This window comes from Niallia alba (assembly GCF_012933555.1).
Classification (GTDB): Bacteria; Bacillota; Bacilli; order Bacillales; family Cytobacillaceae; genus Niallia; species Niallia alba.
In genome coordinates this window covers 3,306,659-3,320,764 of the sequence record NZ_JABBPK010000001.1, presented here as the reverse complement: position 1 = coordinate 3,320,764, position 14,106 = coordinate 3,306,659, and the positions used below count along the sequence as shown (strand labels likewise).

Here is a 14,106-nt window from a genome sequence, read left to right as displayed (position 1 = left end):
GATTTTTTGGAAGGAGGGGGACATATGGCTGAAAAGTCTGCCCGTTCAAAAGAGATTGAAACGGAACTAACCCTTGATCAGGTAAAGGAACAATTAACAGAAGTAGGAAAAAAAACTGGTGTGCTCGCATATGATGATATCGCTGAGAAATTATCTAGTTTTGAATTAGATTCTCACCAAATGGATGAGTTTTACGAATTTTTAGGTGATCAGGGAGTCGAATTAATTGGTGACGGAGAAGAAGAAGCTCCGAATGTCCAAGAACTCGCTAAAGGGGAAGAAGAATTCGATTTAAATGACCTAAGTGTTCCCCCAGGTGTAAAAATAAATGATCCAGTTCGTATGTATTTGAAAGAAATCGGAAGAGTTGATTTGCTTTCAGCAGAAGAAGAAATTAACTTAGCAAAGCGTATATTGCAGGGTGACGAAGAAGCGAAACGTCGTTTAGCAGAAGCTAACTTGCGCTTAGTTGTAAGTATTGCAAAACGCTATGTTGGACGTGGAATGCAATTCTTGGATTTAATTCAAGAAGGTAACATGGGCTTAATCAAAGCTGTTGAAAAATTTGATTACGAAAAAGGATTTAAATTTAGTACGTATGCAACATGGTGGATTCGTCAAGCAATCACACGTGCGATTGCGGATCAGGCAAGAACAATCCGTATTCCTGTTCATATGGTTGAAACCATTAATAAATTAATACGTGTTCAACGTCAATTACTACAGGATCTTGGCCGCGAACCAACTCCTGAAGAAATTGGAGAAGACATGGATTTATCTCCAGATAAAGTAAGAGAAATATTAAAAATTGCGCAAGAGCCTGTATCTTTAGAAACGCCAATTGGTGAAGAAGATGATTCTCATTTAGGCGATTTTATTGAGGATCAAGATGCTACTTCTCCTTCAGAACATGCTGCTTATGAGTTGTTAAAAGAGCAATTAGAAGATGTTTTAGATACATTAACAGATCGAGAAGAAAATGTTTTAAGATTACGTTTTGGACTTGACGATGGTCGTACACGTACACTTGAAGAAGTTGGGAAAGTATTTGGTGTAACCCGTGAGCGTATTCGTCAAATTGAAGCGAAAGCATTAAGAAAGTTAAGACATCCAAGCAGAAGCAAACGATTGAAGGATTTCTTAGAATAAGCTAATTTAGCTTAAGTGGTCTTCAATATGATTCTATAAAGAAATAGTTTACTTCCTGTGAAGTAGCTATTTCTTTTTTTTAAGGTGAGACCAGTGTTTCTTTTTTAACTTTTATTTGATCATAAATACTTAAGGAAGTGATGCTTTAAAATGGATGATCAGAGAAAATTAATTATTGTTAAGGAAATTACTTATTGGAAAGAGAATAAAATGCTTCCAGAACATTATTGTGATTATTTACTCACATTATATACAGAAGGAAATGGTGTAGAAGAAAATAAGATAAGGAAAAAAAGAAATAGTGTATTCTTTCTGCCATTATTATTTTTTTCTTTCATTCCATTAACTATATTTTTATTATATTTTACTGAATTGTCTTTCATTTTGCAAATGGCTATTTCACTAATTTTTCTGATTTTTTGTTTTGTAGGAATTTTTTTGTATAATAAGAAACAGTTAAATGTTGATATACCAGCTGCTGTTGCTGCAATTATTTTTCTTTTATTTAGTGTAGCGTTTGTTTTGAAGTTTTTTTCCAATGCAATCATATTTTTATATATCATTTTATTCCTTAACTGTTTATTTTGGTATTTATGTGGAAAGAAATATAAGCTACTCTATTTTACGATTGCTGCTATAATTGGTGCTACTTTATTAATTATACTTGTCGTATCAAAGTATTTGCTTTAACTAGAATTTGAAATGTGGTGTAAATAATGAATACAGATAAATTATCGAAACGATTAGAAACCGTCGCCAAATACATACCTAGAGATTCAACGTTTGCTGATATAGGATCCGATCATGCATATTTGCCGTGCTATATGGTAAAAAGGAACGCTGTTCGTTTCGCCATCGCTGGAGAGGTGGTTGACGGTCCCTACCAATCAGCTATTAAACAGGTGAAACAAGAAGGATTAACGTCAAAAATATCTGTGCGAAAAGGTAATGGTCTTGAAGTAGTTGAAACAAATGAAGTAGATTGCATTACGATAGCAGGAATGGGTGGGGCACTAATCGCATCTATTTTAGAAAATGGAAGAGACAAATTAAAGAATGTTCAAAGATTGGTCTTGCAGCCAAATATTAGTGCAGTCTCTATTCGTGAGTGGCTGTTAAGAAATAATTGGACTCTAGTAGCAGAAGAAATATTAGAAGAAGATGGTAAAATTTATGAGATACTAGTGGCCGAAAAAGGGGATTCTTCTGCTTTATACGAAACAAGAGAAGAGAGCGCAATTTTATTTGGACCATTTTTAATGAAAGAAAGAAATGATGCATTTGTGAAAAAATGGAACTTAGAGAAAAAGAATTGGCAAAGGATACTTGCCCAGTTAGAAGCTGCACCTGAATCAGAAGAAAATATACAGAAACGCAAAGAACTGCAACAAAAGATAACATTAGTGGATGAGGTGAATAAATCATGAAGAATATTAATGGTTATGAAATAATATCTTTGTTTGAGCAATTCTCCCCTAAAGTATATGCAATGGAAGGTGATAAAATAGGGTTGCAGGTTGGCGATTTAAGTAAACCTGTAAAACGTGTCATGATTGCACTCGACGTACTTGACGAGGTAGTCGAAGAGGCAATTTCACAAAAAGTAGATTTAATTATCGCTCATCATCCACCGATTTTTCGCTCACTCTCCAAAATAACAATGGATAATCCATCAGGAAAAATAATGCATAAATTAATTAAGCACGATATTTCGGTTTATGCTGCACATACAAATCTTGATGTCGCAAAAGGCGGCGTCAATGATCTTTTAAGTGCTGCATTAGGATTACAGGAAACGCAAGTATTAGTGCCGACTTATGAGGATAAATTAAAAAAATTAGTTGTCTATGTACCTACAGACCAGGCAGAACAGGTAAAGAAAGCGATCGGTGATGCTGGAGCCGGGGCAATAGGCAACTATAGTCATTGTGTTTTTTCAACAGAAGGAATCGGTGAATTTCAACCTCTAGAAGGAGCTGATCCTTACATTGGAACTGTCAATAAATTAGAACATGTAGAGGAAGTGAAAATCGAATCGATTTATGCAGCTTCTAAAGAAAAGAAAATAATAAGAGCAATGCTTAAAGCTCATCCATATGAAGAAGTTGCTTATGATATCTATGATTTGCAAATAAGAGGGGAACAATTAGGTTTAGGTCGTATTGGTAAAGTAAAAGAGACGACCTTAAGAGAGTTCGCTAATCATGTCAAAAAAGTCTTTGAAGTAGATGGAGTCCGTGTGGTCGGAAATTTAGAGGCAAAGGTCAAAAAAGTTGCTGTCTTAGGTGGAGACGGTAATAAATATTATTCCCATGCTTTAATGAAAGGCGCGGACGTCTATATTACAGGAGATATGTATTATCATGTTGCCCATGATGCACAAGCTGAAGGGTTAAATATTATTGACCCTGGACACAATGTTGAAAAAGTGATGAAGATTGGGGTAACAAAGGTTTTAACAAAAATGTGTAAAGACAATGGCTATGAAGTGGAGATTTTCCCTTCTGTAATTCATACTGATCCGTTTACTTTTATTTAATGAGGATTATTGTAAATGAAAAGCAGACAAACTTTTTTTGGGTAGATTAAAGGCTTTGCCTGCTTTTTTATCTTGAAAAACAGAGCAGCCTGAATACAGCTTGCGCTCCATGGAGCGTTAAGTGTATTCAGGCTACGGGTGATTGCAACAAACTTTATAGAAACATCCTCTTCAAAGATTATTTTACCTTAACTTTTGGTAAAATCTTATTTAAAGGAACTTTCTTTTCGAACTGCCATGTACTTTCGTCTGTTGGATCATATTGATCCAGAAAATTTATAACCTCTTTTGTAATAGGGGTTGGAGTCGATGCACCAGCTGTTACTGCAACACTGCTTGCGTCTTTTAACCATTCTAGTTTGAGTTCTGAAATGTCTGCAATACGATATGCAGCCGTATGGGCAATTTCTTCAGAAACTTGTGCTAAACGATTGGAGTTATTGCTCTTTGGATCGCCAACAACAATTAATACGTCAGCTTCCCCTGCCTGTTTTGCAACCGCTTCTTGTCTTACTTGTGTTGCTAAGCAGATTTCTTTATGGAATTCAGCCTGCGGGAAATTTTTCTTAATATTCTCCATTAAATCAGCAACATCCCATTGACTCATCGTTGTTTGGTTTGTCACAAGAATTTTATCTTGATGAATTTTTAAGCTGCTAACATCTTCAAGAGTTTCTACCAATGATACTGCATGTGGAGCAACACCAACGGCCCCCTCTGGTTCAGGATGTCCTTTTTTCCCTATATAAATTATATAGTAACCCTCTTTGACCTTTTCTTTAATTAAATCATGTGTTTTTGTTACATCTGGGCAAGTAGCATCTAACGTTACTAACCCTTTTTCTGCTGCTATTTTACGAACCTCTGGAGATACACCATGCGCAGTGAAGATGACTGTTCCAGAATCTACTTTTTCTAATATTTCTTTTCTATTTTGACCATCTAAAGTGATAATACCTTCTTCTTCAAATGCATCTGTTACATGTTTATTGTGAACAATCATCCCAAGAATGTAGATAGGACGAGGCAATGTTTTATCTAAAGCAGCATTTCGCGCAATTACCATAGCATCGACAACTCCATAGCAATACCCTCTTGGTGCAATTTTTATGACTTTCATTCTCCGATTCCTCCTGCACGATACTTCTATAAACAAATATATTAAGTAAATGTACTAATATTTCTTAAATAATATAACATGTCTATTATATATAACATACGAGAGGTTTACAAAGTATATGTGTCTGGAAAGAAGACCGCATAAAAATTTTTAAAAAAATACTGACCAAACAAGGTGAAAGCCAATGTAGATTCATTAAAAAAGGTATTGTAAGAAACCTTTAGTATGAAAACCTCTTATTGGTTATTGCTTGTAAGGTCAGAAGTACTTACACATATAATTTTGGCTTAGGGGCACCTGTAGGCTTTTCCGGTGCTAAATCAATTTCAAAATCATCTAGTTGATCATCAATTGCATTTGTTTGCTTCTTTGGTTTTTTTGCTGGTTTTTCACTTTTTACTTTATCTGTTGTTTGTTCCGATACTTCTAATTCGTCTGTTTCTTTACTTGAGCTCGTTAATCCTCTGTACATTTTCCAAATAGCAGGGATGTTTTTTACCATTGGTCCATATTGATTAATCATTGGACCAAGTTGACTTGCGGTATTAAGAAACTTTTGAGAATTTGCTAAAAATCCATTTATGGATGAAGGGTTAGTTAAAGTCTTTAACAACCCTCCGCCTGCAGATGCTGCACTTCTAGTACTTGCGTTTGTAGCAGCTCCTGCAGCATTATTGCCTCCTCCAAGTAATTTGGATAATAATCCGCCGCCACTCCCACTCCCTCTGCTAGACGCTCCACTTCTGCCCATAGCGCCTCCAGGAAAGTTAGTTGGACCTCTCATTCCTTGCATTCTACCGCCCATTGGTGGTCCTTGGAACGGTCCCCGTTGCCTTGGTGGCATCATATAAAAACGCCTCCTTTCACTAATACTACTTTATAGAATATGCATTAGATATCAATATGTTTAGGTTTTACAAAGAAATAATGGATAGCTGCGTCGGTTAAGATAAAAGCTAGAATTAGGGATAATAAGCAATTTATTGATTCAATGGTATTGGAAAAAATAAAAAGGGCACTCGTATAGCCTTTTAAGCAAATTTTTATTATAATTAAATGATGGACAAAAGAGCTATAGATAAATGTCAAATCTGTGCACACTCATTTATCTGGCTATTAAGGAGTTTTATATATGAGTAATAATCAATTTAAACAATACGAATTAAAACCATTTATTATAGATGCAATTGATGAATTAGGTTTTTATGAGCCTACTGAAATTCAGCAGAAAATAATTCCCCTTGTTTTAAAAGGCGAGAGTGCGATTGGTCAATCACAAACAGGAACTGGTAAAACTCATTCATATATTTTGCCAATCATTCAAAAAATTAATGTGGAGAAGCAAGCAGTACAAGCAGTTATTACGGCACCTACTAGAGAATTAGCTAATCAAATTAATCAAGAAATTTTGAAAATTATTAAGCATTCAGAACAGCCAATTACATCACGCCTATTTATCGGTGGAACAGATAAACAGCGTTCGATAGAAAAGTTAAAAACGCAGCCACAGATTGTTGTTGGTACACCAGGAAGAATTAATGATCTTGTCAAAGAACAAGCGTTATTTGTGCATACAGCAAAAATTCTAATTGTCGATGAGGCAGACCTAATGCTTGATATGGGCTTTATCGAAGATGTTGATCAAATTGCAGCAAAAATGCCAAAGGATTTAAGTATGTTTGTATTCTCAGCAACTATTCCTAAGAAATTAAAACCATTCTTAAAGAAATATTTAGAAAACCCAACGTATGTTCATATAGAGCCAAAGCAATTAACAGCAGCAAAAATTGAACATATTTTAATTCCTTCTAGACATCGAGATAAAATTACAACTGTATATGAAGCATTAATTAGTTTTAATCCTTATCTTGCAATTGTATTTACCAATACAAAGCAAATGTGTGATGAAGTTGCTAATGGTCTATCAAACAAAGGACTTAAAGTGGCTAGACTTCATGGTGGCTTAACACCGCGTGAACGCAAAAAAGTAATGAAGCAAATTCTTGATTTAGAATTCCAATACATTGTGGCAACAGATTTAGCAGCAAGAGGAATTGATATAAAAGGAATCAGTCATGTTATCAATTATGAGTTGCCGACAGACTTAGATTTTTATGTACACCGTGTAGGAAGAACAGCAAGAGCAGGTTATTCCGGAATTGCTTTAACTATTTATGAGACGTCTGATGAAGACAAGTTAAATCAATTAGAAAAACTCGGTGTAGAATTTAAGCATATGGATCTTAAGAAAGGTGAATGGGTTGAGTTAGAAGATCGTAACCGCCGTAAAAATCGCAAAAGGCAAGTAGATGAAATTGACTTAAAGGCTAAATCGCTTGTCAAAAAGCCGAAAAAGGTAAAGCCTGGTTATAAGAAGAAAATGCAGCAACAAGTAGAAACGATTAAAAAGAGAGAAAAAAGAATTAAGAGTAGAAAAAAATAAGGAAAAGAGGAGTGAGTAGGTTGTTGAAAATTGGTTCACATGTATCAATGAGCGGAAAAAAAATGTTGTTAGGAGCAAGTGAAGAAGCAGTCTCCTATGGGGCAAATACTTTCATGATCTATACAGGTGCACCCCAAAATACAAGAAGAAAGAAAATAGAAGACTTAAATATTGCTGCAGGACAACTGCATATGGAGCAAAACGGGATTGAAGATATCATCGTTCATGCACCATATATTATTAATATTGCTAATACTACGAACCCAGCTACTTTCGAATTGGGCGTAAACTTTCTACGCAGTGAGATAGAAAGAACAGAAGCATTAGGAGCAAGACAGATTGTGCTTCACCCAGGTGCCCATGTAGGAGCTGGAGCAGAAGTAGGCATTAAAAGGATTATTGAAGGCTTAAATGAAGTGCTGACAGGAAATGAAAACTTGCAAATCGCCCTTGAAACAATGGCTGGAAAAGGATCTGAATGTGGCTGTACTTTTGAAGAGTTAGCAATGATTATGGATGGCGTTACACATAATGATAAATTATCCGTATGCTTTGATACATGCCATACCCATGATGCTGGATACAATATTGTAGAAGATTTTGATGGGGTATTACAAGAATTCGATCGAATCGTAGGAATCGATAAATTAAAAGTATTGCATATTAACGATAGCAAAAATATCCTTGGTGCCAGAAAAGATAGACATGAGAATATTGGTTACGGTCAAATCGGTTTTGAATCATTAGTGAAAATTGTTCATCATCCACAACTAGAAGATGTACCTAAAATATTGGAAACTCCATATGTTGGTACTGATAAAACGAATAAAAAAGCACCTTATAAGCATGAAATCGCCATGATTAAAAATAAAGCATTTAATGAAAACTTATTGCAGGAAATCTTACAAAGTTAAAAAACGCTCATTCGAGCGTTTTTTATTTCAAATAGTAAGTTAAGTATCCTAGTTTACTGCTCTGCAAATAAATTAAATAAATCGTTTAGTTCCTTTGCTGTAGCAGGACTTGTCAGTTTAGCTACCTCTCTGATTAACTGTGCGCGTTCATTAGGTTTGAAAATATTTACTTTTCGACCATTAAGATGATTAGCAAGCTTTACAGCTTCCTCATTTGTAATCTTAATTTTGAATTGTTTGCTGTATTTCAGTAATTCAGTAGAGGTTATGTTGTTTATTTTGTGATTGATTATGTTTTCAAAAATTTTCATGTCATCACTCCCCATTCTAACATATGAGGGGAGAGGTAAAAATGTGCTAATTTTTTTGTTTCTTTATTTTATCTTATAAAAATGAAGATGTCTTTACAATAATCAATCGTTCTTGTATACTGATTCTGAACCATTAGAGCTAATAAATCGTAATGATTACTATAGATTTTTTATTTGCTTAATATTGTATGGCTGTTAATATTGGAGCGGAAAAAGACCCGGATTTTTTCTCCAAAAGATTAACGTATAATTACTATTATGAAAAATGAAGCAGAAATGAGGTGGAGAAAATGAATGTTCAAAGTGCACTCGATATCTTAAAGGAAAAAGGATATAAACATACAGACAAACGAGAAGATATATTAGCTTTATTTTCTAATGAAAATAAATATTTAACAGCAAAAGATGTATTAGAAGCATTAAAGGATGATTATCCAGGATTAAGCTTTGATACGATATACCGTAATTTATCCTTATTTGAAGAATTAGATATATTTGAAATGACAGAGTTAAATGGAGAAAAACATTTTCGTTTTACTTGTTCTCACCATCATCACCACCATCATTTCATTTGCTTAGACTGTGGAAAAACAAAAGAAATTATTACTTGCCCAATGGAAGAACTAGCAGAAAATTTAAAAGGCTACGATGTTTCTGGTCATAAATTTGAAATATACGGTAAATGTCCAGAGTGTCGAAATTAAAAAAACGAAGCATATCTTAAAGATATCGCTTCGTTTTTTGATGGTAATTTTCCCATAAATATTTACTTTACAGAAGACTTTGCCCATTCTTCCACCCACTCATACGCTTCATTCCATGTAGTTACCCGTTTAACTCCATTAGGGATCGGCTTTCTATTATAAGGTGTGTCAAAGAGAATAACTGGTATGCCTAATTCTTCATGAAGCATTACAGCATTATCGTGTTTATCTTCAAAAAATATATCGACCTTCTGTTTTTTGGCGGCAGCTATTTTATGATGGGAACCAATTAATTCAATATGATCAAAACTAATTCCATGATTAATAAACCATTCTTTTGTTAGCTCTAGCATTCCTTCACCTCTTGCGCTAATAAATATTAGCTCATGTTGTTTTGCCCATTTTTGAAGGACAATATTTGCTCCTTCAGCAAGCGGTGATGCTGTATAAATTCTTGCTTCATTTTCTACAAACCAATTGTCAAATTCTTCATTAGATACATTCACTAATGGATAAAATTCATATTGTACGATATCTTCTAATGTGATATTTAACTGAAAGCTTTCGTTTAAAAAGGGAACAAATGTAGCCGGGCTTGTTACTGTTCCATCAATATCGATTCCAAATCGCAATTTTTTCATTTTTTGCTCCTTTTTCCATTGTTGTTCTTATCTAGCTTATCAAATAATAATGATTTGGAAAAGCAAAGCATTTAAAAAAGGAGGATATCATGTAAAACATTAACAGACATAGTAACAGTGAATTTGGTGATGATAATAAATGCTCCTATTAAAGAAAGCGAGGGATCATCATGCCAGATCAAAATAGCAATGAAGGATACAGTCACGATTTTCAAGATAGAGAGCGAACTGGAACACCTGTTGATTACTTGGAAGAAACATCAGCAGAAATAACACCTCCAATGACATATAATGCTACAACTCGCCCAGTGACCTCTGATGTTGAGAGAGATAGGGAAGTAGTAGGCGGAAAAGGAATTGGGATTACGGCGTTGCTGATTTCTATCTTGTCTTTATTTGTAATGCCTATTATATTAGGGATTGTCGGGATAGTATTAGGATTCGTCGCTAGAAGCAGGGGAGCAAGTGCGCTTGGGACATGGGCTATTTCACTAGGTGCAATTTCCATTATTATAGGAATTTTTATCGCCCCATTCTTTTAACGATAAGTGGGAAATCAAAAAAAATCTAACCTCTCATTGTGAGAGGTTAGATTTTCTAAGAAGGATAGAAAAGAAAAGCTTTCTCTGTTAGCTAATTATGGTTGCACAACAGTGCCATCTTCCTTTTCCTCTGCTGCTTTTTTCGCAAAATATTCCTCAGCGATTGCATCAATTTCTTTTTTCAATTCTTCTACCATTGTTTCCTCTGGAACTTTACGGACTATTTTACCTTTACGGAATAGTAAACCTTCTCCACGGGCACCAGCAATACCTATATCAGCTTCTCTTGCTTCCCCTGGACCATTTACGGCACAGCCAAGAACAGCAACTTTAATCGGTGCTTTTATGGTAGAGATGTATTCTTCTACTTCGTTTGCAATACTAATTAGGTCGATTTCAATTCGTCCGCAAGTAGGACAAGAAATTAACGTTGCTGCATTGGAAGAGAGTCCGAATGATTTCAACAGTTCTCTGGCAACTTTTACTTCTTCAACAGGATCAGCACTTAAGGAAATACGTAATGTATTACCAATTCCTTTACTTAAAATAGCGCCTAAGCCAGCAGCACTCTTAACAGTACCAGCAAATAATGTTCCAGATTCCGTTATACCTAAATGTAAAGGATAGTCAAATGCTTTTGCTGCTTTTTCATATGCTTCAATCGCTAAGTTAACATCAGAAGCTTTCATGGAAACGATAATATCATGAAAATCAAGGTCTTCTAATATTTTTATGTGGTGAAGAGCACTCTCGACCATTCCATCAGCAGTTGGATAACCATATTTCTCCAAAATTTTCTTCTCTAAAGAACCAGCATTAACACCAATTCGAATAGGAATTCCTTTTGCCTTCGCAGCTTTCACAACCGCTTCCACTTTTTCTCTTTTCCCAATATTACCTGGGTTGATTCGTATCTTATCTGCTCCGCCTTCAATTGCTTTTAAGGCTAAACGATAATCGAAATGGATATCCACTACTAGTGGTATATTGATTTGTTTTTTAATGTCACTAATGGCTTCTGCAGCACGTTCATCTGGACATGCTACTCGGACGACCTGACAACCAGCTTCTTCTAAACGTTTAATTTCGGCAACTGTTGCCTCAACATCATGGGTTTTTGTAGTTGTCATACTTTGAATAAATAGTTCATTACTTCCCCCAATTGTTAAGTTACCAACTTTAATTGGGCGGGTTTTTGTACGATGTATAATTTCACTCAAGGGTGATTCGCTCCTTTTATATTGGACAAGCCAAAATAATTAGCTTTTTATTTAATCTTGATATCCTTACCTATTGTAACAATGAATCATTGATATTGACAAGAAACTTGCTGAAAAAGTGAATTGGCTTTTTACTGGGAAACCTACTACTAAAGGGAAAAGCTTTTATGTACAAGAGAATATAAAAAAACTTCCTCAAAATAGATTATTTTCGGAAGATTGTTTTTATGTTTATTTATATATCGGGAATAAATATGTTTTTCCAATTTGTATGTCCTCAGGTTTGAGCCCATCATTTAATTTTTGAAAATCAGTTACAACTGTCTCAAGACTAACAGATAGACCGCCAGTGGAATATTGTTCGATAATCGAAAGGACGGTATCGCCAGATTGAACTGTTTGTTCAAAATATAAGGATGAATCCTGAGGGGTGCCCTGTACTTCAATTGTAGGTTCTTGTTCTTGGTTGGAGGAAAGTGTCCCTTCGTTTAGATCAATATAGATGACATAAATTGTAATTAAAATAGCAAAGGTAATAAAAAACCTTTTCATCCTAAATCCCCCTAAACTAGTTATAACAAAATATATGCTTGTCCAATAAGGTTTAGAACAAATTAAGAGTATAGGAAAGTAGGGGTGGGTAAATAGTCATGAAAATTAATATTAAATTACCTAATCTTTACATGTCCTTAATAAATATTTGTGACAATGTTGACTAGGGGGGACAGCTGGATGAAAAAAATTAAGGACAAGCTTTCTATACAAAATCGGTTATTTCTTTTTATTTTGCCTTTATTTATTATTACCATTTTGATTTTAACTTTTATCTCCATTAACAGTTCTGAAAAGATGACAATTAAGATGATGCATGAAAGATTAGAGAAGGAAACCAGTACTATTTATGTAATGGCCCAAAATACAATGCTAATGTATGTTGGACAGGAAGAGAAATTTCAATCAAAAATGGAACAAATAATTAGAGACCAAGATGCTAGTTTTGCTAAAGAAGGGTTAAATGCTTCCTTCTTTTTGCTCTCAGAAGCTGAAGTTAAGCCATTTAAAGTAAGTCAGACTTCCCAGTTCAAGTGGGAGGATTCCTTTATTCAAAAAGTAAAAAAATTAGAAGCAGGCGTATTAGAGACAAAGTGGAATGGTCAAACATATACAGTAGCCTTTCAACACATTCAAGAGTTAAAAGGGATTTATTTATTAGTAATTCCACAAGAAGAATACTTACATAATGTTAATCAGTTAAAAAATAGTTTATTGCTCTTTTCGGTATTGAGTATTGTCATTATAGCAATTGTTATTCTTCTTTTTGTTAAAACAATGGTTAGCCCACTATTAAAATTGCGAGAAATTATGAGAGTAGCAAGAGATGGTCAATTAGCAGAAGTTACGTCAATAAAAACGTCTATTCCAGAAATCAACTCGTTAATTAATAGTTATAATTTATTAATAAAGAGATTAAAACTTCTTTTATCAGATATGCATGCTACTAGTACTCATTTAGCTAAAACGAATAATATTTTACAAATGGAAGCACAGCAGATGATTGAAAGTGGTGTAACACTTTCTGAGATGATTAGTGCCGTAAAAAATGGAGCGGAGCAAACCGCTGTTAGTTCAGAACATAATATAACTGTTTTTCAAGAGATGAAAGCATTAAGTGAGCAAATTGAAGAGAGCAGCCAAAAAATAAATGAGCATACAGAAAAAATGAATCGTGCTGCAATACTAGGTGAAGAAAATATGAATAATTTATTTGCTAGTCAACATTTGCTGCAAGACAAAGTGACGGTTATATATAGTAATAATGATTTATTGAATAAACACGCTTTATCAATAAAAAATGTAGTAGAAGATATAAAGGGACTTGCTGAACAAACAAAACTTTTAGCTTTAAATGCAACTTTAGAAGCAGCAAGGGCTGGCATCCAGGGGAAAGGATTTGCGGTGGTTGCCAATGAAGTGAAAAAACTTGCTGTTTTATCATCAAAATCAGCGGAAGATATTAAAGCTTTCACACTTGATATGGATCATATCATACAAAAATCATCAACCGATTTAGAAGATATCCAACTTAATTTTGCGAAAAGTGATGAATTAGCTAATAAGGCTACCGTTTCTTTTAATCAGTTATTACAGGGAATTTCTCTCGTCAATGAAGGATTAAAAGATAATCATTATTTACTAAATGAGCTACAAGCATTTTTTCCAAAAATGGAGCATAGTACGTTACATGTTACATCGATAAGTCAACAAACCCTTGCAAGTTCAGATGAAATGAAGAAGATAGGCGAAATACAACAGGATAGTATTCAGGTAAATGCAGATATAAGTTCCAGACTTTCGAAGCTAGTGGCGAAACTTGAGGAAAACATAAAGATGGATGAACAAAAAGATAATTAATTTATCCCACTCTTAACGGACAGTAAGACCCTAATCTAAGCTTATGAAAATTCGAAGAAGAAGGGTAGGAGATCAACTGTCCGTATAGGTCTGAATGGTTAGTTTACGTTA

15 protein-coding genes are annotated in these 14,106 nt (G+C 34.4%); 9 read left to right on the top strand and 6 right to left on the bottom strand.

Going from position 1 to position 14,106, the window contains the following annotated elements; translation table 11 throughout:
* Positions 1-24 precede the first annotated feature (24 nt).
* From rpoD to HHU08_RS15990, 4 genes are all read left to right on the top strand, one after another.
* Positions 25-1,149: an RNA polymerase sigma factor RpoD gene (gene rpoD / locus HHU08_RS16005; protein ID WP_016202990.1), complete on the top strand. Its 1,125-nt coding sequence runs from the start codon at positions 25-27 to the stop codon at positions 1,147-1,149.
* Positions 1,150-1,299: 150 nt separating this feature from the next.
* The gene (locus tag HHU08_RS16000; protein WP_016202991.1) at positions 1,300-1,839 is read left to right on the top strand and encodes a hypothetical protein; all 540 of its coding nucleotides are present in this window, start codon (positions 1,300-1,302) and stop codon (positions 1,837-1,839) included.
* 26 nt (positions 1,840-1,865) lie between these two features.
* Positions 1,866-2,576, top strand: a complete 711-nt coding sequence (locus tag HHU08_RS15995) for a tRNA (adenine(22)-N(1))-methyltransferase (RefSeq protein WP_169188851.1) — start codon at positions 1,866-1,868, stop codon at positions 2,574-2,576.
* Complete coding sequence (locus tag HHU08_RS15990; protein ID WP_328823071.1) at positions 2,570-3,688, top strand: Nif3-like dinuclear metal center hexameric protein; 1,119 nt, start codon at positions 2,570-2,572, stop codon at positions 3,686-3,688. Before HHU08_RS15995 ends, HHU08_RS15990 begins: the two co-directional genes overlap by 7 nt.
* A gap of 178 nt (positions 3,689-3,866) precedes the next feature.
* On the opposite strand, the gene HHU08_RS15985 is transcribed toward HHU08_RS15990, so the two are convergent.
* Together HHU08_RS15985 and vrrA are read right to left on the bottom strand one after the other, a co-directional pair.
* Positions 3,867-4,808, bottom strand: a complete 942-nt coding sequence (locus tag HHU08_RS15985; protein WP_169188849.1) for a 4-hydroxy-3-methylbut-2-enyl diphosphate reductase — start codon at positions 4,806-4,808, stop codon at positions 3,867-3,869.
* A 268-nt stretch (positions 4,809-5,076) separates the two neighbouring features.
* Positions 5,077-5,655 (bottom strand): VrrA/YqfQ family protein, encoded by a 579-nt coding sequence (gene vrrA / locus HHU08_RS15980; RefSeq protein WP_169188848.1) that lies wholly within the window; start codon positions 5,653-5,655, stop codon positions 5,077-5,079.
* A gap of 285 nt (positions 5,656-5,940) precedes the next feature.
* Between vrrA and HHU08_RS15975 the strand changes: the two genes are divergently transcribed.
* Positions 5,941-7,251 (top strand): DEAD/DEAH box helicase, encoded by a 1,311-nt coding sequence (locus tag HHU08_RS15975; RefSeq protein ID WP_169188847.1) that lies wholly within the window; start codon positions 5,941-5,943, stop codon positions 7,249-7,251.
* 20 nt (positions 7,252-7,271) lie between these two features.
* Positions 7,272-8,165: a deoxyribonuclease IV gene (locus tag HHU08_RS15970; protein WP_016202997.1), complete on the top strand. Its 894-nt coding sequence runs from the start codon at positions 7,272-7,274 to the stop codon at positions 8,163-8,165.
* 53 nt (positions 8,166-8,218) lie between these two features.
* Here HHU08_RS15970 and HHU08_RS15965 read toward each other — a convergent pair whose 3' ends face one another.
* Positions 8,219-8,476 carry a DUF2624 family protein gene (locus tag HHU08_RS15965; protein WP_016202998.1) on the bottom strand — a complete coding sequence of 86 codons (258 nt, stop codon included), beginning with the start codon at positions 8,474-8,476 and terminating at the stop codon, positions 8,219-8,221.
* A 290-nt stretch (positions 8,477-8,766) separates the two neighbouring features.
* Here HHU08_RS15965 and HHU08_RS15960 point away from each other — a divergent pair, with 290 nt between their 5' ends.
* Entirely contained in the window at positions 8,767-9,180 is a 414-nt protein-coding gene (locus tag HHU08_RS15960; RefSeq protein ID WP_016202999.1) for a Fur family transcriptional regulator, read from the top strand.
* 62 nt (positions 9,181-9,242) lie between these two features.
* Here HHU08_RS15960 and HHU08_RS15955 read toward each other — a convergent pair whose 3' ends face one another.
* Positions 9,243-9,821, bottom strand: coding sequence for a hypothetical protein (locus HHU08_RS15955; protein WP_169188846.1), 579 nt, complete (start codon positions 9,819-9,821; stop codon positions 9,243-9,245).
* A 170-nt stretch (positions 9,822-9,991) separates the two neighbouring features.
* Here HHU08_RS15955 and HHU08_RS15950 point away from each other — a divergent pair, with 170 nt between their 5' ends.
* Positions 9,992-10,363 (top strand): DUF4190 domain-containing protein, encoded by a 372-nt coding sequence (locus HHU08_RS15950; RefSeq protein ID WP_016203000.1) that lies wholly within the window; start codon positions 9,992-9,994, stop codon positions 10,361-10,363.
* Between the two features lie 95 nt (positions 10,364-10,458).
* Here the strand turns inward: HHU08_RS15950 and ispG are convergent, their stop codons facing one another.
* Both ispG and HHU08_RS15940 read right to left on the bottom strand, forming a co-directional pair.
* Entirely contained in the window at positions 10,459-11,574 is a 1,116-nt protein-coding gene (ispG, locus tag HHU08_RS15945; protein ID WP_198013196.1) for a flavodoxin-dependent (E)-4-hydroxy-3-methylbut-2-enyl-diphosphate synthase, read from the bottom strand.
* Between the two features lie 240 nt (positions 11,575-11,814).
* Positions 11,815-12,135 carry a LysM peptidoglycan-binding domain-containing protein gene (locus tag HHU08_RS15940; protein ID WP_016203002.1) on the bottom strand — a complete coding sequence of 107 codons (321 nt, stop codon included), beginning with the start codon at positions 12,133-12,135 and terminating at the stop codon, positions 11,815-11,817.
* Between the two features lie 180 nt (positions 12,136-12,315).
* Here HHU08_RS15940 and HHU08_RS15935 point away from each other — a divergent pair, with 180 nt between their 5' ends.
* Positions 12,316-13,995: a methyl-accepting chemotaxis protein gene (locus HHU08_RS15935; protein ID WP_016203003.1), complete on the top strand. Its 1,680-nt coding sequence runs from the start codon at positions 12,316-12,318 to the stop codon at positions 13,993-13,995.
* Positions 13,996-14,106: the final 111 nt, after the last annotated feature.